20 protein-coding genes are annotated in these 22,430 nt (G+C 70.1%); 6 read left to right on the top strand and 14 right to left on the bottom strand.

The features are described 5' to 3' along the window. Nucleotides 1–11: 11 nt before the first annotated feature. Together FHR72_RS03525 and FHR72_RS03520 are read right to left on the bottom strand one after the other, a co-directional pair. Nucleotides 12–1,346 (bottom strand): LLM class flavin-dependent oxidoreductase, encoded by a 1,335-nt coding sequence (locus tag FHR72_RS03525; protein WP_183466491.1) that lies wholly within the window; start codon nucleotides 1,344–1,346, stop codon nucleotides 12–14. Then, on the bottom strand, nucleotides 1,343–2,257 hold the full coding sequence (locus FHR72_RS03520; protein ID WP_183466490.1) for a MetQ/NlpA family ABC transporter substrate-binding protein: 915 nt from the start codon (nucleotides 2,255–2,257) through the stop codon (nucleotides 1,343–1,345). The genes FHR72_RS03525 and FHR72_RS03520 overlap by 4 nt, the downstream gene beginning before the upstream one ends. 168 nt (nucleotides 2,258–2,425) lie before the next feature. Between FHR72_RS03520 and FHR72_RS03515 the strand changes: the two genes are divergently transcribed. From FHR72_RS03515 to FHR72_RS03505, 3 genes are read left to right on the top strand one after another with little or no spacing between them, the layout of a single operon-like run. After that, nucleotides 2,426–3,430, top strand: a complete 1,005-nt coding sequence (locus FHR72_RS03515) for a methionine ABC transporter ATP-binding protein (RefSeq protein WP_183466489.1) — start codon at nucleotides 2,426–2,428, stop codon at nucleotides 3,428–3,430. After that, on the top strand, nucleotides 3,427–4,131 hold the full coding sequence (locus tag FHR72_RS03510) for a methionine ABC transporter permease (protein ID WP_183466488.1): 705 nt from the start codon (nucleotides 3,427–3,429) through the stop codon (nucleotides 4,129–4,131). The genes FHR72_RS03515 and FHR72_RS03510 overlap by 4 nt, the downstream gene beginning before the upstream one ends. 11 nt (nucleotides 4,132–4,142) lie before the next feature. Next, complete coding sequence (locus tag FHR72_RS03505) at nucleotides 4,143–5,039, top strand: MetQ/NlpA family ABC transporter substrate-binding protein (RefSeq protein WP_183466487.1); 897 nt, start codon at nucleotides 4,143–4,145, stop codon at nucleotides 5,037–5,039. A gap of 36 nt (nucleotides 5,040–5,075) precedes the next feature. Here FHR72_RS03505 and FHR72_RS03500 read toward each other — a convergent pair whose 3' ends face one another. The 3 genes from FHR72_RS03500 to FHR72_RS03490 are packed head-to-tail and all read right to left on the bottom strand — an operon-like array spanning nucleotide 5,076 to nucleotide 7,860. After that, nucleotides 5,076–6,191, bottom strand: a complete 1,116-nt coding sequence (locus tag FHR72_RS03500) for an FAD-dependent oxidoreductase (RefSeq protein WP_183466486.1) — start codon at nucleotides 6,189–6,191, stop codon at nucleotides 5,076–5,078. Continuing rightward, entirely contained in the window at nucleotides 6,188–7,072 is an 885-nt protein-coding gene (locus FHR72_RS03495) for a DUF1295 domain-containing protein (protein WP_183466485.1), read from the bottom strand. The genes FHR72_RS03500 and FHR72_RS03495 overlap by 4 nt, the downstream gene beginning before the upstream one ends. Next, a complete protein-coding gene (locus tag FHR72_RS03490) occupies nucleotides 7,069–7,860 on the bottom strand; it encodes a glutaminyl-peptide cyclotransferase (protein WP_183466484.1) in 792 nt (263 codons plus the stop codon). The genes FHR72_RS03495 and FHR72_RS03490 overlap by 4 nt, the downstream gene beginning before the upstream one ends. Before the next feature lie 30 nt (nucleotides 7,861–7,890). On the opposite strand from FHR72_RS03490, the gene FHR72_RS03485 reads away from it, so the two are divergent. Continuing rightward, nucleotides 7,891–9,051: a zinc-binding dehydrogenase gene (locus tag FHR72_RS03485; protein WP_183466483.1), complete on the top strand. Its 1,161-nt coding sequence runs from the start codon at nucleotides 7,891–7,893 to the stop codon at nucleotides 9,049–9,051. A gap of 12 nt (nucleotides 9,052–9,063) precedes the next feature. On the opposite strand, the gene FHR72_RS03480 is transcribed toward FHR72_RS03485, so the two are convergent. Genes FHR72_RS03480 through FHR72_RS03450 form a run of 7 tightly spaced genes read right to left on the bottom strand, consistent with a single transcriptional unit; the run spans nucleotide 9,064 to nucleotide 15,092 of the window. Next, a complete protein-coding gene (locus FHR72_RS03480) occupies nucleotides 9,064–9,498 on the bottom strand; it encodes a cupin domain-containing protein (protein WP_183466482.1) in 435 nt (144 codons plus the stop codon). 17 nt (nucleotides 9,499–9,515) lie between these two features. Beyond that, nucleotides 9,516–10,706 carry an FAD binding domain-containing protein gene (locus FHR72_RS03475; RefSeq protein ID WP_183466481.1) on the bottom strand — a complete coding sequence of 397 codons (1,191 nt, stop codon included), beginning with the start codon at nucleotides 10,704–10,706 and terminating at the stop codon, nucleotides 9,516–9,518. Further along, nucleotides 10,699–11,685 (bottom strand): amidohydrolase family protein, encoded by a 987-nt coding sequence (locus tag FHR72_RS03470; RefSeq protein WP_183466480.1) that lies wholly within the window; start codon nucleotides 11,683–11,685, stop codon nucleotides 10,699–10,701. Before FHR72_RS03470 ends, FHR72_RS03475 begins: the two co-directional genes overlap by 8 nt. Then, entirely contained in the window at nucleotides 11,682–12,440 is a 759-nt protein-coding gene (locus tag FHR72_RS03465; protein WP_183466479.1) for an ABC transporter ATP-binding protein, read from the bottom strand. Before FHR72_RS03465 ends, FHR72_RS03470 begins: the two co-directional genes overlap by 4 nt. A gap of 14 nt (nucleotides 12,441–12,454) precedes the next feature. Then, nucleotides 12,455–13,231, bottom strand: coding sequence for an ABC transporter permease (locus FHR72_RS03460; RefSeq protein ID WP_183466478.1), 777 nt, complete (start codon nucleotides 13,229–13,231; stop codon nucleotides 12,455–12,457). Then, nucleotides 13,228–14,058: an ABC transporter permease gene (locus FHR72_RS03455; RefSeq protein WP_183466477.1), complete on the bottom strand. Its 831-nt coding sequence runs from the start codon at nucleotides 14,056–14,058 to the stop codon at nucleotides 13,228–13,230. Before FHR72_RS03455 ends, FHR72_RS03460 begins: the two co-directional genes overlap by 4 nt. Continuing rightward, nucleotides 14,055–15,092, bottom strand: coding sequence for an ABC transporter substrate-binding protein (locus FHR72_RS03450; protein ID WP_311736040.1), 1,038 nt, complete (start codon nucleotides 15,090–15,092; stop codon nucleotides 14,055–14,057). Before FHR72_RS03450 ends, FHR72_RS03455 begins: the two co-directional genes overlap by 4 nt. A 111-nt stretch (nucleotides 15,093–15,203) precedes the next feature. Between FHR72_RS03450 and FHR72_RS03445 the strand changes: the two genes are divergently transcribed. Next, nucleotides 15,204–16,850 (top strand): helix-turn-helix domain-containing protein, encoded by a 1,647-nt coding sequence (locus tag FHR72_RS03445; protein WP_183466476.1) that lies wholly within the window; start codon nucleotides 15,204–15,206, stop codon nucleotides 16,848–16,850. On the opposite strand, the gene FHR72_RS03440 is transcribed toward FHR72_RS03445, so the two are convergent. After that, nucleotides 16,819–17,655 (bottom strand): helix-turn-helix transcriptional regulator, encoded by an 837-nt coding sequence (locus FHR72_RS03440; protein WP_183466475.1) that lies wholly within the window; start codon nucleotides 17,653–17,655, stop codon nucleotides 16,819–16,821. The genes FHR72_RS03445 and FHR72_RS03440 overlap by 32 nt on opposite strands. Nucleotides 17,656–17,757: 102 nt before the next feature. Here FHR72_RS03440 and FHR72_RS03435 point away from each other — a divergent pair, with 102 nt between their 5' ends. Further along, the gene (locus FHR72_RS03435; RefSeq protein ID WP_183466474.1) at nucleotides 17,758–18,477 is read left to right on the top strand and encodes an SDR family oxidoreductase; all 720 of its coding nucleotides are present in this window, start codon (nucleotides 17,758–17,760) and stop codon (nucleotides 18,475–18,477) included. A gap of 6 nt (nucleotides 18,478–18,483) precedes the next feature. Here the strand turns inward: FHR72_RS03435 and hrpA are convergent, their stop codons facing one another. After that, nucleotides 18,484–22,404 carry an ATP-dependent RNA helicase HrpA gene (gene hrpA, locus FHR72_RS03430; protein ID WP_183466473.1) on the bottom strand — a complete coding sequence of 1,307 codons (3,921 nt, stop codon included), beginning with the start codon at nucleotides 22,402–22,404 and terminating at the stop codon, nucleotides 18,484–18,486. Nucleotides 22,405–22,430 lie beyond the last annotated feature (26 nt).

Raw genomic sequence — 22,430 nt, 5'->3', positions numbered from 1 at the left:
CAGCCGCCGGCTCACACCGCCACGGCCCCACCCGCCGCCGGCACCCGCGCCAGACCGAGGTGACCACGCAGCGTGGTGTGGGTGTACTCGCGCCGGAACACACCGCGATCCCGCAGGATCGGCACGACGTGGTCGACGAACAGTTCCAGACCGGACGGGAAAACGTCCGGCATCAGGTTGAATCCATCAACGGCGCCGGCGACGAACCACTCCTCGATCGCATCGGCGATCTGTTCGGGCCCGCCGATCACCAACCGATGCCAGGTGATCACGCGGTCGAGAAGCTGGCGCACGGTCAGGTTCTCGCGCCGGGCCAGGTTCACGACGATGTCGCGGGCACCCTGGGAACCGCCGTGGGCCACCGCTCCGTCGAGGAGCCACTGCGGCAGCGGTGTGTCCCAGCTCAGCTCACCCGGGTCAACGGACAGCTGCGACGCCAGATGCGCGAGACGGCGGTCACCGGCCAGCTCGTTGAGCTCGTCGTTGCGGCGGCGGGCCTCGGCTTCGGTGCTGCCCAGCACGAACGACAGCCCCGGCATGATGCGAATCGCGTCTCGTGGGCGCCCATAGGACACTGTCCGCGAACGCAACTCGTCCGCGTTGCGCAGAGCATCGGTCAGTGACGCCTGCGCGGCGAACACGCCGTCGGCGTACCGGGCCGCCAGATCGAGACCACCGGTCGACCCTCCGGCCTGGAACAGCACCGGGTGTCCCTGCGGTGAACGGGGCAGGGTGAGCGGCCCGTCGACGGTGAAGAACTCACCGCAATGGTCGATGGTCCGAATGGCCCCGATCCGGCTGAACGCTCCGGTGCTTTTGTCGGCGAGCACCGCGTCGTCGTCCCACGAATCCCACAGGGCCCTCACGACATCGATGAATTCGGCTGCGCGACGGTACCTTTCGCTCCGACCGGGTTGCGCTGCGCGCCCGAAGTTGTTCCAGGCATACGGATCACTGCTGGTGACGACGTTCCACGCCACCCGCCCGCGGCTGAGGTGGTCCAGCGACGCGAATCGTCGTGCGACGTTGTACGGCTCCTCGAACGACGTCGAGACCGTTGCGATCAGCCCGAGGTGGGTGGTCGCCGACGCCAACGTCGACAACAAGACCAGTGGATCGAGCGCCAGCGGTGGCGCGTCCAGCGGTTCGTCCGGGGACTGGAACAGCGAAGGGCTGTCGGCGAGGAAGAGTGCATCGAGGGTTCCGCGTTCAGCGATGCGGGCCACCCGGATCCAGTAGTCGGGGTCGGTGAACCAGTGCGCGTCTGCGTTCGGGTGCTGCCATGCCGCCGGGTGCATCCCGTCGGACAGCACGTTGACACCCAGGTGCAGCTGGCGCCCGGTCACGCCGGGTCACCGGGCAGCGCCAGCTTCTGCACCTCGGGATCGTCGGCGATGAAGGCTTGAACGCGCGGGTCCTGGAACGCCTTGACGAGATTCTGGATGTTCTCCGTGTCGGTGTAGTCGCTGCCGACAGTCAGCACAGAGGCGAAATCGTCAGGCGACTTCGGGGCGAAGATCAGCGTGTCCTCCGACACACCAGCTGCGAGAAACGATTCCGCGTAACCGACGATCGCGTCCAGATCGCGCAGCGCGCGCGGCTGGGCTCCGAAGTCGAGGAGCGTGAACGTCAGGGTCTTCGGGTTCTCGGCGATGTCCTTGATCGTGAGCGCGGTGATGTCGGCTCCCGGCCGCAGCGTCACGAGGCCGGCCTGGGCCAGGTACCAGATTCCCTGCGCATTGTTCGCCGGGTCGGCGAGCAGGGAAACCGTTGCCCCGTCGGGAATCTCCTGAGGTGTCCGGTACTTCTCCGACCAGATGCCGAACACCCAGTGGAAGAACGGCCCGGTTGCGGCCTCCTCCCGGAAGCCCGGGTTCGCGTCGAGCACCTGCTGCAGCCAGTGTTTGTGCTGGAAGATGGTGCCGGCATACCGGCCGTCGCTGATCGCCTGGTTGATCTGCGTGCTGTCGCCGAGCCCGACGGCGCCGACCTTTATCCCGTAGTCGGGGGCGATGTTCTCCGCGATGTATTCGATGATCCGCTTCTCGGCCGGGTTCGAGTCGAGGTAGACGACATCGAGGGTGGCGCCGGCTGTCTCGTTGGGCGACACGGTGCCGCTGCTGCGCACGACGAGGAACGCGGCGATGGCGGCGACGGCGACGAGCGCACCGACCAACAGGTACGGCCACCTGCGCCGCGTGTCGATGGTGAAGCCGTGCGACGCAGAGGAGACCGAGAGTGTGTCGTCGATACTCATTCCCGCAGTGTGAGACCCCGCGGCGGTAAGGCCCATGCTTTGGCTCACGCTGGCCACAACTGCATTGATTCACGCTGAGCGCAACGCTTTTGAAAGCCACGCCGCGTCGGCACAGTCACCCCCGACGGCGACGACGCCCGCGCACTCTTCCCTTTCCCGGAGACGGACATGATCGAACTGACCGACCTGACGAAGGTCTACGGTGATGGCGAGCACCGCACCGTTGTACTCGACCGCATCAACTTCCGCGTCGACGCGGGCGAGATCCTTGCCGTCGTCGGGCCGAGTGGTGCGGGCAAATCGACGCTGGCGCAGTGCATCAACCTGCTGACCCTGCCGACGTCCGGCTCCGTTGTGGTCAACGGTGAAGATCTCACCACGCTGTCGGCACAGCAGCTGCGGGTGGCGCGACGCCGGATCGGGACCGTGTTCCAGTCCAGCGGGCTGTTCGAACGACGCACCGCCGCGCAGAACGTCGCGCTGCCCCTGGAGTACCTCGGTGTGACCAAGGCCGAGACCGCCAGGCGTGTCGCCGAACTGCTGGAGCGGGTCGGGCTCACTGCGCGCGCCGACCATTACCCGTTCCAGCTGTCCGGTGGGCAGCGGCAGCGCGTCGGCATTGCGCGGGCGCTGGCGCTGCGGCCCTCGGTGCTGCTGTCGGACGAGGCGACCGCGGGTCTCGATCCCGTCACCACCGCATCGGTCGTCGCACTGCTGCGCGAACTGCGCGACGACCTGAACTTGTCGATCGTCTTCATCACCCACGAGATGGACACCGTGCTCAAGATCGCCGATTCGGTCGCGCGACTCGACCACGGCAGCATCGTCGAATCGGGTCGGCTCGTGGATCTGCTCACCGATCCGGACTCCGCACTGGGCGCCGGGCTGCGTCCGCAGGGAGCGGCCGCGCCCGCGCATGCAGGGCAACGCATCTGGCAGGTCGTCTACGACGCGCCGAACGTGCCGGCGGACTGGATCGCCCGCGCTTCGACGGATCTCGGCACTCCGCTGGCGGTTCTGGGCGCATCGGTACAGGACATCGGCGGGGTGACGGTGGGCAGCGCGACACTGGGCATCCCGGAGCATGCCACCGGCCGGGTGACCGACGTGCTCGCCCGTTACGGCCTGGCCATCGCCGGGGCACCGGCACCCGCGCTCGAGGTCGTCGCGTGACCACCGCGCTGCTGGCGAATGCCACGGTCCCGGTCGACGAACTACCCGGCCTGTTGTTTCCGGCCCTTCTCGACACGTTGACCATGGTCGGCATCGTGATGACGATCGTCGTGCTCGTCGGGGTCCCGCTCGGCGCCCTGGTGCATAATCTCGCACCGGGCGGCCTTTTCGAGAATCCCTCCGCGCACACGGTTCTCAGCTGGGTCATCAGCATCGGCCGGTCACTGCCCTTCCTGATTCTGATGGCCGCGATCATGCCGTTCACCCGGTTGCTCACCGGGACCAACATCGGCATCGCCGCCGCGGTGGTGCCGATGTCGCTGGCCGGCATCGCGTTCTTCACCCGGATCGTGGAGAACTCGCTGCGGTCGGTGCCGCCGGCGGTGGTCCAGGTGGGGCGCGCGTCGGGCGGGTCGCGACTGCAGATCATCCGCACCGCACAGATCAACGAGGCGGTGCCGTCCATTCTCGGCGGCCTGACGATCAACATCATCGCGATGATCGAATACTCCGCGATCGCGGGAACGATCGGCGCGGGCGGCATCGGTTACGTCGCTGTCACCTACGGATACCAGCGGTTCGATCAGGGCGTCATGCTCGCCACCATCGTCATCCTCGTCATCACCGTCGCCGCCGTCCAGCTGATCGGCGACGCTCTCGTCCGTTTCACCACACCGCACGCGCGCACCCGCGCCGCCTGAGAGGAACATCCATGGCAACCACTACCCCCGCCGTCGACGGCGAGCACGGGTTCGAACTGAAGCGCAGGCCGAGATGGCTGTGGATCGGAATCAGTGTTCTCGTCGTCGTGGCAGTCGTCGTCGGCGCCCGCATCTGGTTTTTCGGCGACGCCAAATCCGCCAACGAGATTTCCGGTGCGACGCTGATCGTCGCCACCAACGAGGGCAACGCCGCCGAACAGGCGCTCATCGAGTTCATCAGCCGCGAGGTCGCGCCCCGCCACGGCATCAAGGTCGGCTTCCGGGGACTCGCCGACAGCAACACGATCAACCGCGCCGTCAGCGACGGCGAGGTTGCCGGGACGATCTACCAGCACAAGCTGTGGCTCGGCCAGGTGCTCGAAGCCAATCCCGACTTTCGCGAGCAGGCCGCGACGCCGGTGTTCCGGTGGGGGTTCGGCATCTGGTCGTCGAAGTACACCGAGCCCGCGCAGCTACCCGATGGCGCCACCGTGTCGCTGTATTCGGACCCCGCCAACGAGGCGCAGGGGCTGTGGCTGCTCGAACGCGCGGGGCTGATCACGCTCGACCCGAACGTCGACAAGTGGACCGCGACCCAGAAGGACATCGTCGCCAACCCGAAGAATCTGCAGTTCACCTTGCTCGATTTCGCGGCACAGTCACGCTCGCTACCCGACCTCGACGCCGCGGTCGGTTACACCGAGTATTACCTGGCCGCGAAAGTGCCGCTGCAGCAGCAAATCTTCGCGCCGCCGGCGCCCGATGAGTTCGCCGGACAGCTGACCATCGGCAGCCGTTGGGCCGACACCGACAACATCACCAGGCTGGTCGAGGCATTCCAGGATCCTGCGGTGCAGCAGTTCCTGGCGACCGACCCGACGGTCAAGGGGATCCTGCTGCCCCTCTGATCCGCGGCACCTCCCCGCGAGCAGACGCCCGGTGACTCACTTGTCCTGTCGCACACCGCGATAGATGCCCCACCGCACGATCACCGGCATCAGCACGGTCTCGAACGCCCACGCCGGGAACCGGAACGCGGTGCCGTTGGGCGCGAACACTTCGAGCCCGTCGGGCTGTATCCCGAGCACCGAGCCCCAGCGCCGCGTCGGCGGCCGATAGCTCTTGAGTGGCTCACCGGCGAAGAACGCCCGCACGTTGCGGGCCAGCAGCCCGTCGGCGCGGTTGCGCGCCGAGCTGCGCAGCGGATCGGTCGCGGCGACGTCCCCGACCGCGAAGACCTCCGGATGCCCAGGTACCTGCAGTTCCGGTGTAACGCAGACGAATCCGCCCTCGTCGAGCAGCTCGGCGGGCAGCCACCCGGTGTTGGGCCGCACCCGTCCGATCGCCCACAGCACCGCATCGGCGTTCGCGGGCTCCTGCCCGGTGCTCCACCGCACGGGACCGGAGGTGAGCTCGTCGCCGGTGAACCCCGGCTCCAGCTGGGCCCGGTGCCCGGGCCACAGCACCACGCCGGCCTCGCGCAGCCGGCTGCTGACCTTCTCCCACGTCCGGGGGTGATGTCCGACGAGCGCGCGATCGCCGGGGAAATACAGCTCGACGGTCTTGTCGGGCCACGCGGTGGCGATCTGGGCGGCGCTGCTGACGGCCGCGGCGCCACCGCCGACGACGATGACCGACCTTGCGGCCGAGAGCTTCTCGTGCGGGTCCCGCAGACCGTCGCCGACCTGCGCGGCAGTCTGGAACCCGGCCTGCCGCCAGAACCCGTTGGACACCCCGGTCGCGATGACCAGCGCGTCGTAGCCCACCTCGGTGGTGCCGCCGCTGGGCAGTGCCACCGACACGGTGCGCGCGGCCAGGTCGACCCGCGTCAGCGTGCCGTGCACGGTGCGTACCCTGTCCAATCCGCGGAAGCGCGCGAACGGAATCCAGTTGTGCCGCGCCCAGTCGTCGGGGCGCGCCAGCCGCCACCCCAGTTCCTGGCCGCTGACAAGGCCGGGTTTCGCCGAGATCCCGACGACGTCGGCGTGCCGGGCCAGCTTGATCGCCGCGAGCACCCCGACATCGCCCAGGCCCGCGATGACGACGCGCCTGCCCGTCATGTGCGCACCTTCGCCGGGGGCCGGGGCACGAACCGCGACACCCGGTCGACGACGTCCTGATAGCCGGGCCGGCGTTCGAGGCTGCGGGCCTCCATCATCGGGATGCTGGCCCCCAGGAACATCGCGAGCATCGCGGCGGCGCCGAGGAACAGCCACCACGAGCCCGGCGCGGCGGCGATGCCGAACAGGGCCAGCGCGAACCAGAAGCCGAACTCGCCGAAGTAGTTCGGATGCCGCGACCAGCTCCACAGCCCGCGGTCCATCACCTCACCGGGCTGCTTGTGCGCGACGAACCGGTGCATCTGCGCATCAGCGGCGAATTCCAGGGCCACAGCGGCCATCCCGACGACGAACGCGAGCACCGACAGCCACGCCAGGCCTCCGCCGGGGGTCGTCACCGCGACGTACACCGGCAGCATGCCGAGGAACACCTGCACGGTCGGGATCAGGTGGATCGCCACCAGGTCGGCGACGAACTCGAACCGGCCCGCGCGCTCCCGGAACATCGGATAGCGCCAATCCTCGTGGTGCAGACCGGGAAACGCGTACACCCAGTTGCCGGTCAGACGCACCGCCCAGACCGTCACCAGGACCGCCAGCAGCCACGTGCTCAGCGTCGAGACCCCCGCCTCGTACCACCAGTAGAACAGCAGCAGTGGCGGGACGACGCTCCAGTACGCGTCGTAGAAGCTGGAGTTGCGGTACGCGCGGCTGAACGCGAACACGACGAGCGTCGCGACCACGTCGGCGACGAACGTGTCCAGCCACAGCCGGCCGGTGGACGGCCCCCAGATCAGCCAGGCGGCGGCCACGGCCACGGCCACCACGTAGGCGGCGGTGACGACGGCCAGCGAACGGGTCTTGCCCGCTGTCTGCGTCATGAGTCTGCGAGCTGCACGCGGAAGGTCTTGGGCCAGTACTTGCCGGTGAGCAGGAACTCCGAACCCCGGACGTGGGCGATGCCGTTGAGCACCTGCGCGCTCGGCGGGATCCCGCGGGCGCGCAGCGACGACGCGTCGACGACGAGGCCGACCACCCCGGTGCCCGGGTCGATCCGCACGATCTCGTTCGACGGCCACACGTTGGCCCACACCTGACCGTCCACGCACTCGAGCTCGTTGAGGCCCGTGACCTTCTCGCCGTTGCGGGTGACCGAGACGCTGCCGGTCTCCGCCAGCTCCGAGGGGTCGTTGAACGTCAGCCGGTCGGTGCCGTCACTGCGGATGAGCCGCCGGCCGTCGTAGCACAGCCCCCAGCCCTCCGGGGGGATCGGAAGCTCCCGGGTCGTCGACAGGCTGGCCCTGTCCCATTCGATCGCCATCCCGTTCTGCCAGGTCAGTTGCCAGATCCGGGAGTCGACGACGGTGATGCCCTCGCCGAAGTACTGCGTGGGGACCGCGACGGCGCGGAGCACCCGGCCGGTGTCGGGGTCCAGTTCGCGCAGTTGCGATTCGCCCTCCAGTCCGGTGCCCTCGTAGAGGATCCCGTCGTGGATCTCGAATCCCTGGGTGAAGGCCTGCGGGTCGTGCGGGATCTCTTCGAGCACGACGGGCTCGATGACGGGGGCGGGGCCGGCCTGCGCGACCGGCGGCGAGGCGCATCCGGCCACCACCGCCAGTGCCAGCACCGCCCCGATGCGCGGCGCGGCCCGTTGCCAAGAGGGAGTCATACCGTCGTTCTACCGTGCAACGATGGCGGAATGAAAGCGGTCAGTTGTGTCAACAGCACTTTTTCCGTCGTCGACCTGCCCTCGCCGCGGCCCGGGGACGGCCAGCTCGTACTCGACGTGCTGCGCTGCGGCATCTGCGGATCCGATCTGCACGCCAAGGATCACGCCGACGAGCTGACCGAGGTGATGGCCGAGGGCGGCTACCACGACTTCGTGCGCAGCGACACGCCGGTGGTCATGGGTCACGAGTTCTGCGGCGTGGTCGCCGAGCGCGGACGCAAGACCGGCAAGGAGTTCGCCCCCGGGACGACGGTGGTCTCCTTTCCGCTGCTGCGCGCCCAGGGTGGTGTGCACCTGACCGGGCTGTCACCCAAGGCGCCCGGCGGCTACGCCGAGCAGGTCGTGGCCGAGGCCGCCCTGACGTTCGCGGTGCCCAACGGCCTCGACCCCGCGACCGCGGCGCTGACCGAACCGATGGCCGTGGCCTACCACGCGATCCGGCGCAGCGAGATCTCCGCCAAGGACGTTGCGATCGTGCTGGGGTGCGGGCCGGTGGGGCTGGCCGTCATCTGCCACCTCAAGGCCCGCGGCGTGCGCACCATCGTCGCGAGCGACTTCTCGCCCGGCCGGCGCGCGCTGGCCACCCGCTGCGGCGCCGACATCGTGGTGGATCCGGCCGAGGACTCGCCGTATGAGGCCGTGCCGGCCAAGCAGCGTGGCCTGACCGAACTCCCCTCCCTCTACGAGCTCGGCGTCGGCTCGATGGAGAAGCTGCGCAAGGTCCCCGGCTGGGCGCACGTCTACCGGGTCGCCGACCGCCTGGGCGGCACGGCGCCGAAGCGTCCGGTGATCTTCGAATGCGTCGGCGTGCCCGGCATGATCGACGGCGTGATCGGCGCCGCCCCGCTGGCGTCCCGGGTCATCGTGGTCGGCGTCTGCATGGGCGACGACAAGCTCCGTCCGGCGATGGCGATCGGCAAGGAGATCGATCTGCGGTTCGTGTTCGGCTACACCCCGATCGAGTTCCGCGACACCCTGCACATGCTCGCCGACGGCAAGCTCGACGCGTCCGCCCTGGTGACCGGCACGGTCGGGCTCGACGGCGTGGCCGCGGCGTTCGACGCGCTGGGTGACCCCGAGACGCACGCGAAGATTCTGATCGACCCGGCCAGCACCGCCGTCGCGCCGTAGCGGTCCGCTCCCCTACAGATCCAGCGGCGCGTTCGCCGAGTCGAGGTGCTCGACGGTGGTGAACACGAGGTCGGTGTCGCCGACGTTCTCGATGTCGTGCAGCAGGTACTCGTCGGCCGAGAACGTGAAATGCCGTGTCTCACCGGCATCGTAGGACACGTCGCGGGTGGTGCCGTCGGAGGTGTGCTGGCGGCTGGTGCCGGCGTTGACGGCGGTCCAGAAGTAGTCGAGCACGTGGCGGTGGGCATGCCAGCGCTGCCCGGGCGCCAGGCGGATCTCCCACACCCGCACGCGGTCGTTCTCGCTGAGCAGCCGGGATCCGACATGCCCGTCGTGGGAGTGGCGGCCGAATTCGGCGCGCAGCTCGTCGCTCCAGCCGTCGAAGTCGGTGGCGACCAGTGTTCCGGCCAGCGGGGCATCGGTCAGGAATTCCGAAGTGCTTGTCATGGTGGTCCTTTCGTGGGTTAACGCCCGGGCCCGTACAGGCCGAACCGGTTGTCGGGATGGCCGGGCACCCAGGTGCCGGTGACCTGTGATCGGGTGCCCATCTCCTTGACCCGCCGCAGCAGCCGCTGCGCGAGCTCGAGCTGACCGGGCTCCCATTTGGCGAGCGCCTCGGCCACGTCGGCGCTGTCGGACAGCGCGTCGTAGAGCGCCCACGCGTTCGCGGCGGCCTTCGCCGTCCCCGCCGCGGCGTGCGGCCGCGCCGCACTCGCGGCGTCGCCCACCAGCGCCACCCGGCCCACCGCCATCTGGTGGGCGCCGACGTCGTACACGGCCTGCAGGTAGGGCTGCTCGGTGCGGCACACCACCTCCGCCGCGGCCGGGGCCAGCACGTCCGCTGCGGCCGAACGCATCTCGTCGACGAATCGGTCCTGCACCTGGCCCGGATGCAGCGAGACGCCGGCGACGAAGCCCCGCTTGTCGGTCATCAGCTCGTCGAGCGCCCAGCCTTCGGCGACGTTGCGGTACCAGACGTAGTTCAGCAGCCGCTGCCCCTCGGCCAGGCCCCCGTCGGGCGACGGGATGGGGTAGACGTTGATGTGGGTGTGCGGTCCGAAGCTGTAGCTGATCGAATCCTTGAGCAGCTCGAACGTCTCGGCCGACACCTGGCTCTCCGGGACGGTGCCACGCCACCCGACGTACCCCGAGTACTCGAGCCGCGACTCCGGGGAGATGCGGCGCCGGCTCGGCGAGGAGATGCCGTCGGCGAAGACCACCAGCTCGGCCCGTTCGACGCGGCCCGAGGTGAACCGCACCTCGACGCCGTCGGCGTCCTGGTCGAATCCCGAGGCGTACTCACCGAGGTGGTAGCACTCGGTGCCGAAGTCCGACAGCAGTGCGCGGTAGAACGTGCCCCACGAGGTGTAGCTCCACGGCGCGGCCTCCCGGTGCACCACCGCGTTGTCGGCACCGAGGTACTGCACGAAATGGGTGGAGGTGCTGACGGTTTCGGGATGCTGGCTGCTGCACTCGACGAACCAGCGCAACGTGTCGGGTTGCAGCACGATGCCGCCGCCCCGGCCGTCGAGGTCGGTCGGGGTGCGTTCGAAGATCGCCACCTCGAAGCCGAGCCTGCGCAGCAGCAACGCGGTGGTCAGACCGCCGATGGATCCGCCGATGACGATCGCGCGGTGACCGCTCCAGTCATTCATGGTCTTCTCCTGTTCGGAGCCCGAGGAAGGCCCGGGCGTTGGCCTCGAGGGCGGCGTCGTCGATGCCCGCCGCGTGCGGTAGGTGCAGGGGGTCGTGGGTGCCCATGTCGAACGGGTAGTCGCTGCCGCACATCAGATGCGACCGGTCGGCCTGTGTGGCAAGCAGTTCCAGAGCCGGAACGTCATGGGTGAGGGTGTCGAACCAGAGGTCGGCGAAGGTTTCGCGCGGGGCCCGCGAGCCCGCCGAGCGGACGTCGGCCCGGTGCTGCCACCCGTGCTGCCAGCGACCGACCAGCCCCGGTGCGCAGCCGCCGCCGTGCACCAGGCAGATGCGCAGGCCGTCGAGGTCGTCCAGGACACCGCCCAGAGTCAGTGCAGCTGCCGCCGTGGCGGATTCGACCGGGTTGCCGATGAGGTTGGCCAGATAGTAGGACGACCATTCCGGCCGGGGCAGCTGCATCGGGTGCACCAGCACTGGCGCGCCGTGTTCCGCTGCGGCAGCGAGTATCTCGCGCATCGGGGCGACGTCGAACGACGTGGCGCCCAGCAGGGGTGGCAGCGCGATACCGGGCGTGACCCCCGACGAGGACAGTGCCGCGATCTGCTTGCGCGCCGATTCGGGCTGGTGCAGCGACACCAGGCCGAGGCCCAGGAGGCGTCCACCGCTGCCGCGGCAGACCCTCTCCAGTTCGTCGTTGTAGGCGCCGACGAAGTCGTCGACGTCCGGATGGTCGACGATCGGGAACGCGAACGGCGGTGCGGAGAGCACCCGGGCCCCGAGGCCCGCGGTGTCGGTGTCGGCCAGCACCGCGCCGATGTCGCTCATCGCGTCGGTCTGGATGGACAGCGGCAGATCTCCCAGGTGCAGCTGTCCGCGGTGATCGCGTAGCGGGGGCACCGGCGACCCCGGTGCCAGCCCGAACAGGTCCCGGGGCAGCCAGTGGGCGTGGACGTCGATGGGTCCCGGTCGCACTCTCATGCCGCCGAGCCCTGCGCCTCGAGCCGCTCGAAGCGGGCCAGGATCTCGGCCTGCAGCACGGCGACCGCCGGATCGGAGGCGCGGCGGGGCCGCGGCAGGTCGACGTCGATGATCTCGTGGACGCGGCCACCCGGTTCGAGCACGACGATCCGGTCGGACAGCTGCACGGCCTCGGTCACGTCGTGGGTGACGAACATGACGGTGCGCCGCGACTCCAGCCAGATGCGCTCCAGGTGCTCCCGCAGCGTGCGCGAGGTCATCGCGTCGAGGTGGCTGAACGGTTCGTCCATCAGGAGCACGTCGGGCTCGACGGCGAACGCCCTCGCGATGCCGATGCGCTGCTGCTGACCGCCGGACAGCTGGGCCGGGAAGCGGTCCGCGCAGTGGCTGAGCCCGACGAGGTCGAGGTAGTGGCGGGCACGCTCCTGCCAGCCGGCGCGTTCGTGTTGCACGAACCCGAGGTTGGCCATCACGGTGCGCCACGGCAGCAGCCGCGGATCCTGGAAGACGTAGCCCACGCGGGCGTCTCGCGCGCCGGCGCGCAGCCGGACGCTGCCGGCGGTGTGCGTCTCGATACCCGAGACGATGTTGAGCAGCGTGGTCTTTCCGCTGCCGGACGGGCCGACGACCGAGACGAACGTCTCGCCGGAGATGGTCAGGTCGACGCCGTCGATCACCCGGGTCACCGCGCCGCGGCGGTCGGTGAATTCCTTGACCAGTCCCTGGATTTCGATGGAGGCTTCAGGCTTGTTCATGGTTCTTCGCTTTCTTAAACGGAGCGCCAGCGGGTGGCGAAGCGCTCGATGGGGCCGAGGATCAGCAGGTCGGCGACGATCAGCAGGAGGATGAACACCAGCACCCAGGCCAGGAAGCCGTCGAGCTGGTTGGCGTCGTACCAGTAGCGGGCCCGCCAGCCCACCCCGGAGGTGGCGCCGAACCATTCGGCGAGCAGCAGACCGTTCCAGGCACTCATGATCGCGAAACGGGCGGCGGCGACGGTGGATCCGGCGACCGCGGGGGCCACGATCTCGCGCAGCACCCGCGCCTGGGGCACCCCGAACGAGCGGGCCATCAGGATCAGGTCGGCGGGTACCGCCCTGGTGGCCTTGGCGATGTTGACCACCACGAACGGCAGCCCCGACAGGAACACGGTGACGACCGGGGTGAGCCAGCCGAACCCGAACCACATGGTGGTCAGCAGCGCCCAGATCACCGCCGGGATGGCGAGGGCGGCCGCGGTCAGGTCGGAGAACGCGAGATCGGCGACCCGGGACAGGCCCATCAGCACGCCGAGCACGGCGCCCACCACCAGCGCGGCCGCCAGGCCCAGGACGAAGCGGTTCATGCTGATCGCCAGGTTGTGCCACAGTTCGCCTGCCGCCGACTCGGATCCGAGCCGCTCGATCGTGACGGCGACCGAGGGCACCCGGTTGCCGACGGCGACGGCGAGCTGCCAGCCGGCCAGGACGGTCAGCAGTGCCGCGAGGATTGCGGTGGCGCCCGTGGTCTGTCCCCGCAGCTGGCGCTGCCAGGTCTGGGTGGTCATGCGATTTCCTTCCGCCAGGCGAAGAAACGGTTCTCCAGGTGTGCCAGGCCCCGCTCGATCAGGACCATCGCGACGATGAACAACGTTGTCCACGCGAGCATGTCGGCGACGTGGAATTCCTGGTAGGCCTTGCGGATCATGAACCCGACCCCCGAGCTCGCCCCGAAGACCTCGGTGAGGGCCTCCACCTTCCAGGCCATCGCGAAGCCGTACCGCACGCCGGCGAAGACGAACGTCGTCAAGGCCGGCAGGTACAGGTGCCGCAGCACGTCGGTGCGGCTGCGTTCGAAGGCCTGGCACATCGACAGCAGCCTGCCGTCGACGGAGCGCACACCTTCGGCGACGTTCATCGCGATGAACGGCAGCGCGACGAGGGCGGAGACGACGATCGGCCCGCCCGCGCCGACGCCGAAGATCAGCAGGCCGAACACCGCGTAGGTCAGGCCGGGCATGTTGCCGAGCACGAACAGCGGTAGCGAGAAGTACGCGGACATGAATCTGCTGCGGCCCATGAGGAATCCGACGACCAGCCCGCCGGCCATCGCGATCGCGAAGCCCGCGGCGATCTTGCCGATGCTGGCCGCGAAGTTCGTGACGGCCTCACCGGAGGCCACGATCTCGATCACCTGGTGGGCGACTGCGGAGGGCCGGGGCAGGATCGGGTCGTCGACCCACTGGGCCAGAGCGGCCCAGGCGCCGACGGCGACCACCAGGGCCAGCCCCGACACCAGCCAGCGCCGGTGGGAGAGCGGGGTACGGGCGGGCCGCCGGGACGCGGACCGGGCCGGTTCGGGCCGGGCGTCGGGCGGGGAGACAGTCTGGGTCACGGCTGGACTCCTTGGGTCGGCAGGAACTGTGGGTCGACGACGTCGTCGCCGATGACCCCGGTGGCACGCATCAGGTCGAAGATGGAGCTCTCGTCCTCGGCCCACTGCTGGTCGAACCGGACTTCGTCGGTGACCCAGTCGTGCTCGGCGACATAGGCTTTCATGAAGTCGATGTCTTCAGGTGTCGCGACGGCGAAGTGCTGGGGGTAGCGCTCGATCATTTCGTCGCGGTGGGTCTGCCACTCCGCGAGCCCGCGGTCCCACAGGTCGAGGAAGGCCGACACCTCGCCGGGGTGGCCGTCGACCCAGTCTCTGCGCGCGACGAAGACGTTGCCCATCGGACCGTCGTGGCCCGGCGCGACCAGCTCGGCGAACAGATCCGCCGAGGATTTCCCGTCGTAGAGCGGACGCACCGATCCGTCGCGCAGTTCCCGCGCCGAGAGGTCCGGGTAGCAGATGCACGCGTCGATCTCACCGCGCGCCAACAGATTCGACAGGTTCTGGATGTCGGCCACGACGAGGTCGAAGTCCCCGTCGACCACGGTGAGGTCGTGCATCTGCCGGACGAGGGCGCTCCACACCAGCGTGCCGGAGACGGTCGTGAACACCCCGAGGCGTCGGCCCTTCAGGTCGGCCAGCGAACGGGCCGGGTCGTCGGCGCGCACCAGGATGCGGCTTCGTTCGGCGTTGTACTTGCCGATGATCACCGTCTCGCGCTGCGTCTGCTCCTCGAGCCCGGGAACTTCGAACGACGCGGTCGAGATGATGTCGGCGTGGCCGCCGGCGAAGAGGCCGAACTCGTCCCAGGTGGCGCTGGTCTCGATGGTGTACCCGGTGTCGCGCTGCCACTGGTCGACCAGGCCCGTCTCGTTCATGTAGTCCCAGATGGGGTCCGGGGCGAACGTGAAGCGGATGACGCCGTCGCGGGCCGAGCGCGAGGACGCGGGCCCGCCCAGTCCTGCCGAGCACCCGGTCAGCAGCACGAGCATCGCGGTGGCGGCCAGGGCCACGCAGGTTCGGAGTAGAGAAGTCACCGGCGACCTCCTTCTTCTGTGACGGTCTGTGACGGTGATCACGGGATTTCACGATGCGCGTCGACCCACCGCCGAGGCAATGTCTGCACACACATACTTATGCTGTCGGTTATGTCTTCGAGCACACTCCCGCCTCTGGAGGGCTGGCTCGGCGCGCTGGCCGAGATCGGCGAGGCCGTCGGCGGGGACGAACCCGTGACCGACCTGCTGAACCGGGTGGCCCGCACGGCGTGCACGCTGCTCGGATACGACTTCTGTGCGGTGTTCCTTCCCGCCGGCGACGGCCGGGCGCTGACGATCGAGGGTTCGTACGGACTGTCCGCCGACTACATCGCACAGGTCAACGCGAATCGTCCGATCCTGCTCGACGAGCGAGGAGAGCGCGAGGCCCCGACGAGCCTGGCGTTCCGCACCGGGGACGTCGTCACGCTGGAGGACATCGAGCTGGTGCCGGACTTCACCTGGAGCGGGGTCGCCCAGGAGCAGGGTTACCGCGCGCTGATCTCGGCGCCGCTGCGCCGGGGCGGCGACGTCGTCGGTGCGCTCAACGGGTACCGCACCGCGCCGCACCGGTTCGACCGCGCCGAGATCGGACTCGTGACCACGCTGGCCACCCAGGTCGCCGTCGCGCTGAACACCGCCCAGCTCCGCGCCCAGGAGCAGGCCACCATCCACGAGCTGCGCCGCGCCGAGGAGGTGCACACCCTGCTGACCGCCACGGCGCTGCGCGGCGAGGGTGTTGCGGGTGTGGCCGAGGCGCTGTCGGAACTGCTCGACCGCGGCGTGCGGATCCAGGACGTCTACGGCGAGACCCTGGCCGAGACGCGCTGGCCGACATCGGACGTCGAAGACCCCGCCGCCGCGGCGGTGACGCTGGACGGTGTCGAGGTGGCCCGGATCCACGTCGCCGCCACCGACGCCGAGCTGTCGCGGCTCGACGTCCGCGCCGTCGAGCACGCGACGGTCGTCACCGCGCTGGAACTGCTGCGGGCGCGCACCGCCGCCGAGGTCGAGCAGCGGATCCGCGGTTCGCTGGTCGCCGATCTGCTGAGCTCCGACGACGCAGGGATGCCGGCGCTGCTGGACCGGGCACGCCGCCTCGGCTGGGACCTGTCCGGCAGCCATTCGCTGATCGCGGTGCGGCCTGCCGCCGAGCGCACGCTGGCGGCCGCCGACCGGTTCGTCGCCGGTGTGACACCGCGACCGCTCGCCGCGCTGTACCGGGGCGATCTGGTGCTGGTGTGGCCCGACGGCGCAGGCAGCCCGGTCGACGCCGCGGCTCGCCTGCTCGAAAGCATCAGCCCGGCGACCACATCCGGCGAACCGGTGGCGGCGGCGGGCCGGCGGGCCGAAGCCCGGGAGCTCCCCGGATCTTTTCGGACGGTCCGCGGTGCGCTCGACCTGGCCGGTGACGCCGGGGGCCGGCGGGTGATCGATCTGAACGAGTTCACGATCGACCATCTGCTCCTGCAGCTCGACGATCCCCGGTTGCTCAGTGCGTTCGCCACCTCGGTGCTCGGCCGGGCCGTCGACTACGACCGCGCGCGTTCCACCGAGCTGGTGCACACGGCGCGGGTGCTCCTCGACCACGGCCTCGATCGCCGGGCCGCCGCGAGCGCCCTGCACCTACACCCGAACACCGTGGCGCAACGCGTTCGCAGGCTCGAAGAGCTGACCGGACTGCAGTTTTCGCGGCCCGCCGACCTGCTGCAGCTGACCGCCGCGCTCAGCGTGGCCCGGGTGGCTGCGCTGCGCTGACGGCCAGCGATCCGAGCAGCGCCAGTGCCTCGGCGCTCGTGGTGCCGGCCTCGGCGTGGTAGACCACCAGTTCCTGCCCCGGGGTGGACCGGACGTCGAAGGTCTGCATCGCCAGGGTCAGCGGACCGACGTCGGGGTGCCGGAAGTGCTTGCGCTGCACCGACTTCCGGCGGGCGTCGTGCCGCGTCCACAGCTCGGCGAACTCGGGGCTGTCCTGCAGGAGTTCGGTCAGGACCGTGCGGATCCTGGGATCGTTGGGCGCCTGGCCGTGACCGTGGCGGAACCCGGCGACGGCATCGGCGGCCACCGCGGCCCAGTCGGCGTAGAAGGTGCGCGCCCCCGGTTCGGTGAACACGACATGCATCAGGTTCGTCGAATGTGCCCACTGCGAGAACAGCGCGTCGGCGATCTGGTTGGAGGCCAGCACGTCGTAGGCGCGGTTGTAGACGATGGCGGGGTTGTGGGGCCACATGCTCATCAGCTGCAGCAGTGCGGGATCGACGCGCGCGTCGGACGTGCCGTGGTCCCGGGGGCTCAGTGCGGCGAGGCGGAAGAGGTGGTGGCGGGCGTCCTCGGGCAGCCGCAGCGCCGCGGCGAGCGCGTCGACCACCTGGGGTGACGGGCGGCGCTCGCGGCCCTGCTCCAGCCGGGTGTAGTAGTCGACGCTCAGCCCCGCCAGCAGAGCCACCTCCTCGCGCCGCAGACCCGCGACGCGTCGCTGTCCCGTGGTCGGGAGGTCGACGTCGGCGGGCGTGACCTGCGCGCGCCGGGCCCGCAGGTACTCCCCCAGCTCGCTGCCCGTCACGCCGTCCGATGGTAGCGAGCGCCGCGCGGCTGTTCCTGGGTGTGGCGCTCCCAGGAACACTGCGTCCTCGTCCGGCGGGCGCCGATGACGCACAGTGGTGGCATGAACAACACCGACATCGCCCTGGTCACCGGGGCAAGCAGTGGAATCGGCCGGGCCGTGGCCCGGCGGCTGGCGGCCGACGGGTTCACCGTGATCGCGGCGGCCCGGCGGACCGACCGATTGCAGGAGTTGGCGGCCGAGGCGGCCGGGACGCTGATCCCGTGCGAGCTCGACGTCACCGACCGGGCCGCGGTGCAGGCGGCGGTGGACGGGATCGTCGCCGAGCACGGTGCGCTCGACGTGCTCGTGGCCAATGCCGGGGTGATGCCGCTGTCGCGGCTCGACGCGGGTCTGGTCGACGAGTGGGACCGGATGATCGACGTGAACGTCCGGGGACTTCTGCACGGAATCCACGCGGTCCTGCCGCATTTCACGCGGCAGGAGCGCGGCCATGTCGTGACCGTCGCCTCGGTCGGCGCCCACGAGGTGGTCCCGACCGCGGCGGTCTACTGCGGCACCAAGCACGCCGCGTGGGCCATCACCGAAGGTCTGCGTCTGGAATCCCCACCGTGGCTGCGGGTCACGACGATCTCACCCGGGGTGGTGGAAAGCGAACTGGCCGAGAGCATCAGCGATCCGATCGCCCGGGGGGCGATGGCCGACTACCGGCGCAACGCGATCGGTCCTGACGCGATCGCCGGTGCGGTCGCCTACGCGGTGGGCACCGACGCCGACGTGGACGTGAACGAGATCGTCATCCGGCCGACCCGGCAACGCTGAGCGTGATCACCCCTGGATCGCGTCGAGGGCGCGGTAGATCCGCTGCTCGCTGACCGGTCGGGGCGTGCCGAGCTGCTGCGCCCAGAGACTCACCCTCAATTCCTCGATCATCCGGCCGATCTCGATCACCTCGGGCGCGGCGGCGCGGGCGGGCGAGAGTGCCGCGCGCACATGGTCGTAAGCGTCCTGGACGGCGGCGACGCGGTCCATCCGCTCGCGGTCGGCGCCGAGGCCGTGAGGCAGGCGCTCAAGGCGACGGCTGATCGCGGTCAGATACCGGGCGAGATCGCCGAGCCGGGCGGCCCCCGTCGCGGCGACGAAACCGGGCCCGACGAGCCGGGCGAGCTGGGCGCGGATGTCGGCGACCGCATCGGCTTGCGCCGCCGTCGGTTTCGCGGGCAATGCGAGCTCGACGTCGTGCAGTGCGGCGAGCACCTTCTCGACGCGACGCAGGATGTCGGCGGTGGTCTGCGCCAGCGCGCCGCCGACCCGCTGGCGGGCCGCGGCGAAGTCGGCCTTCGTCCACACCGGCGACGGCGACAGGATCTGCACGGCCGCGGCGGCGCAGTCGTCGATCAGCGCCGCCAGGGACCCGTCGGGGTTGCTGCCGAGCACCAGCCGCGTGCGGGTGTCGAGGCCGCGCTCGACGTTCTTGGCGATCGACGGGGCGGCGAGCAGCAGCAGCCGCTGGCAGCCAGCGGCCATCATCGCGTCCTGCTCGGCCTTCGTCGCGAAGACCCTGATGTCGACGGTGGGGCCCGCCGCGACCAGGGCCGGGTATCCGCGCACCGTGTGCCCCGAGGCGCCGGCGCGTTCCACCACCCGGGGGAGCTCGTCGAGATCGTCGGGCCAGCTGCGCAGCCCGGTGCGTTCGAGGTCACCGGCGACGGTGTCGGCCACAGCGCGGCGCGTCGGGGCGGCCAGCTGACGCTGCAGGTCGTCGAGGTTCTTGCCGCGCGAGACCACGGTGCCGTCGGCGCTCTCGACGGCGAAGGTGACGCGCAGGTGCGGGGGAAGCTTGTCGAGGTCGAACGCATCGATCGGCACCAGAACTCCGGTACGGCGGCGCAATTCGCGCTGCACGGCATCCAAGAGAGGTCCGCTGTCGGGGGTGATCGAGTCGAGCAGCGCCCTGGCCGTGTCGGGAGCGGGAACGAAGTTGCGGCGCAGGTCTTTCGGCAGCGAGCGGATCAGCGCGGTCAGCAGTTCCTCCCGCAGCGCGGGCACCTGCCAGGCGAAGTCGTCGCCGCCGAGTCGGGCCAGGACGTCGACCGGGACGTGGACGGTGACGCCGTCGTCGGGTGCGCTCGGATCGAAGCGGTAGCTCAACGGGAGCGTGAGGTCACCGGCCTGCCAGGCATCGGGCTGGTCGGCGCCGGCATCGGCCCGCAGCAGGTCGTCCCGCGTCATGGTGAGCAGGTCGGGGTTGCGGTGCCGCTCCTTGCGCCACCAGCCGTCGAAGTGCCGCGACGACACCACGTCGGCCGGCACGCGGGCGTCGTAGAACGCGAAGATCTCGTCGTCGCCGACGAGCAGGTCCCGGCGTCGGGCGCGGTCCTCCAGGCCGGCGAGTTCCTCACGCAGCCGGGCGTTGTCGCGGAAGAAGTGGTGTTTGGTGCGCCAGTCGCCCTCGACCAGGGCGTGCCGCAGGAACAGGTCCCGCGACACCTCGGGGTCGACCTGGGCGTAACCGATGCGACGACGGGCCACCAGGGGCAGGCCGTAGAGCGTCACCCGTTCATAGGCCATCACCGCGCCGCGCTCGGCGTCCCAGTGGGGCTCGCTGTAGGTGCGCTGCAGCAGGTGGCCGGCCACCCGCTCCACCGCCTCGGGGTCGATCCGCGCCGCGGTCCTGCCGAACAGGCGGCTCGTCTCGACGAGGTCGGCGACCACGACCCAGCGCGGCGGCCGCCGGCTCAGAACCGAGCCCGGCGCCAGCACGAACTTCGCGTTGCGGGCGCCCTCATAGGTGCGGCCGTCGGTGTCGCGCATCCCGACGTGTGACAGCAGCCCGGCTGTCAGCGCCGAGTGCACCGCCGCGGCGTCGGCGGGCTCGTTCTGCTCGGGGCCTTCCTGGATACCGAGGTCACGGCAGATGCCGCGCAGCTGCCCGACCAGGTCCTGCCATTCGCGGATCCGCAGGTAATGCAGGAACTCGTCGCGGCACATCCGCCGAAAAGAGCTGCCGGAGCGTTCCTTTCGCTGCTCCCGCAGGTACTGCCAGAGGTTCAGGAAGGAGGTGAAGTCCGAATGCTGGTCGGCGAAGCGGGCATGCTTCTGCCGTGCCGCGTCCTCGCGGTCGGTGGGCCGTTCCCGCGGGTCCGGGATCGACAGAGCCGCGGCGAGCACCAGCATCTCGCGCACGCAGCCCTCGGTGTCGGCCTGCAGGATCATCCGACCCAGCCGAGGATCGACCGGGATCTGGGCGAGCCTGCGTCCGACGTCGGTGAGGGCGCCTTCCCGGTCGAACGCGCCGAGTTCCTGCAGCAGGGCCACGCCGTCGCGGATGCTGCGCGCATCGGGCGGATCGAGGAAGCCGAAGGCCTCGATGTCGCCGAATCCGAGCGCGGCCATCTGCAGGATCACCGCGGCGAGGTTGGTCCGCAGGATCTCGGGATCGGTGTAGCGCGGGCGGGATTCGAAGTCCTGCTCGGAGTACAACCGGATGCAGACGCCGGGGGCGGTGCGGCCCGAGCGGCCCGCGCGCTGGGCGGCCGACGCCTGCGAGATCGGCTCGATCGGCAGCCGCTGCACCTTGGTCCTGCGGCTGTACCGGGAGATGCGCGCGGTACCGGGGTCCACGACGTACCGGATGCCCGGCACCGTCAGCGATGTCTCGGCGACGTTGGTGGCCAACACGATTCGGCGGGCGGTGCGGCCCGGCGAGAACACCTTCTGCTGCTCGGCCGTCGGGAGGCGCGCATACAGGGGCAGCACCTCGGTGTGGTCCGGGTCCGTCACCGCCCTCAACGCCTCGGCGGTGTCACGGATCTCGCGCTCACCCGACAGGAACACCAGCACGTCACCGCGCGGTTCGGCCTCGAGTTCGGCGACGGCGTCGATGATCGCCTCGGTCGGATCGCGCAGCTCGGTGCGCACCACCTCGTGGTCGGGGTCGTCGGGGTCCTCGTCGTCCCCGCCCGGCACCACCACCTCCAGTGGCCGGTAACGGATCTCGACGGGGTAGGTCCGTCCCGAGACCTCCACGATGGGTGCGTCGCCGAAGAACTGCGCGAAGCGCTCCGGCTCGATCGTCGCCGAGGTGACGATCACCTTCAGATCGGGCCGGCGCGGCAGCAACTGGCGCAGGTATCCCAGGAGGAAGTCGATGTTGAGGCTGCGCTCGTGGGCCTCGTCGATGATCAGGGTGTCGTAGCGCAGCAGCCGCCGGTCGCGCTGCACCTCGGCGAGCAGGATGCCGTCGGTCATCAACTTCACCAGGGTGCGGTCGCCGGCCTGGTCGGTGAACCGCACGGTGTAGCCCACCGCCTCACCGAGAGGAGTGCCCAGCTCCTCGGCGATGCGGGCGCCGACCGTGCGCGCGGCGAGCCGACGCGGCTGCGTGTGGCCGATGGTGCCGCGGATACCCCTGCCCATCTCCAGACAGATCTTCGGCAGCTGCGTGGTCTTGCCCGACCCGGTCTCGCCGGCCACGATGACGACCTGGTTGGCCGCGATGGCCGCCGCGATGTCCTCGCGGCGCTCGGTGACCGGCAGGTCGGGGTAGGTGATCTCGGGGACGGCGGCGAGCCGGGTCGCGACGAGCGCCTCCGCGGCGGCGAACCGTTCGGCGAGGCGGTCGAGCTGTGGCGCGGTGGGGTTGCGCAGTTGGCGCAGACGCCGCCCGAGCCGGGCGGCGTCGTTGATCGTCAGACCGTCCAGGCGTGCGCGCAGGGCACGGACGTCGGTCGGGGACGATTCGGGCATCCGGCCACGATAGGCGTCGCGGCGGC

The sequence above is a fragment of the Mycolicibacterium iranicum genome, assembly GCF_014190915.1.
In the GTDB taxonomy this organism is placed as follows: domain Bacteria; phylum Actinomycetota; class Actinomycetes; order Mycobacteriales; family Mycobacteriaceae; genus Mycobacterium; species Mycobacterium iranicum_B.
The sequence above is the reverse complement of the archived record's forward strand: the minus strand, read 5'-3'. Positions and strand labels throughout refer to the sequence as shown.

Excerpts from the sequence above, each read along its gene's own strand:
- FHR72_RS03515 (WP_183466489.1), top strand. The coding sequence starts at position 2,426 with ATGATCGAACTGACCGACCTGACGAAGGTCTACGGTGATGGCGAGCAC.
- FHR72_RS03485 (WP_183466483.1), top strand. The coding sequence starts at position 7,891 with ATGAAAGCGGTCAGTTGTGTCAACAGCACTTTTTCCGTCGTCGACCTG.
- FHR72_RS03500 (WP_183466486.1), bottom strand. The coding sequence starts at position 6,191 with ATGACGGGCAGGCGCGTCGTCATCGCGGGCCTGGGCGATGTCGGGGTG.
- FHR72_RS03465 (WP_183466479.1), bottom strand. The coding sequence starts at position 12,440 with ATGAACAAGCCTGAAGCCTCCATCGAAATCCAGGGACTGGTCAAGGAA.
- FHR72_RS03435 (WP_183466474.1), top strand. The coding sequence starts at position 17,758 with ATGAACAACACCGACATCGCCCTGGTCACCGGGGCAAGCAGTGGAATC.
- FHR72_RS03520 (WP_183466490.1), bottom strand. The coding sequence starts at position 2,257 with ATGAGTATCGACGACACACTCTCGGTCTCCTCTGCGTCGCACGGCTTC.
- FHR72_RS03445 (WP_183466476.1), top strand. The coding sequence starts at position 15,204 with ATGTCTTCGAGCACACTCCCGCCTCTGGAGGGCTGGCTCGGCGCGCTG.
- hrpA (WP_183466473.1), bottom strand. The coding sequence starts at position 22,404 with ATGCCCGAATCGTCCCCGACCGACGTCCGTGCCCTGCGCGCACGCCTG.
- FHR72_RS03490 (WP_183466484.1), bottom strand. The coding sequence starts at position 7,860 with ATGACTCCCTCTTGGCAACGGGCCGCGCCGCGCATCGGGGCGGTGCTG.
- FHR72_RS03475 (WP_183466481.1), bottom strand. The coding sequence starts at position 10,706 with ATGAATGACTGGAGCGGTCACCGCGCGATCGTCATCGGCGGATCCATC.
- FHR72_RS03460 (WP_183466478.1), bottom strand. The coding sequence starts at position 13,231 with ATGACCACCCAGACCTGGCAGCGCCAGCTGCGGGGACAGACCACGGGC.
- FHR72_RS03480 (WP_183466482.1), bottom strand. The coding sequence starts at position 9,498 with ATGACAAGCACTTCGGAATTCCTGACCGATGCCCCGCTGGCCGGAACA.
- FHR72_RS03495 (WP_183466485.1), bottom strand. The coding sequence starts at position 7,072 with ATGACGCAGACAGCGGGCAAGACCCGTTCGCTGGCCGTCGTCACCGCC.
- FHR72_RS03470 (WP_183466480.1), bottom strand. The coding sequence starts at position 11,685 with ATGAGAGTGCGACCGGGACCCATCGACGTCCACGCCCACTGGCTGCCC.
- FHR72_RS03505 (WP_183466487.1), top strand. The coding sequence starts at position 4,143 with ATGGCAACCACTACCCCCGCCGTCGACGGCGAGCACGGGTTCGAACTG.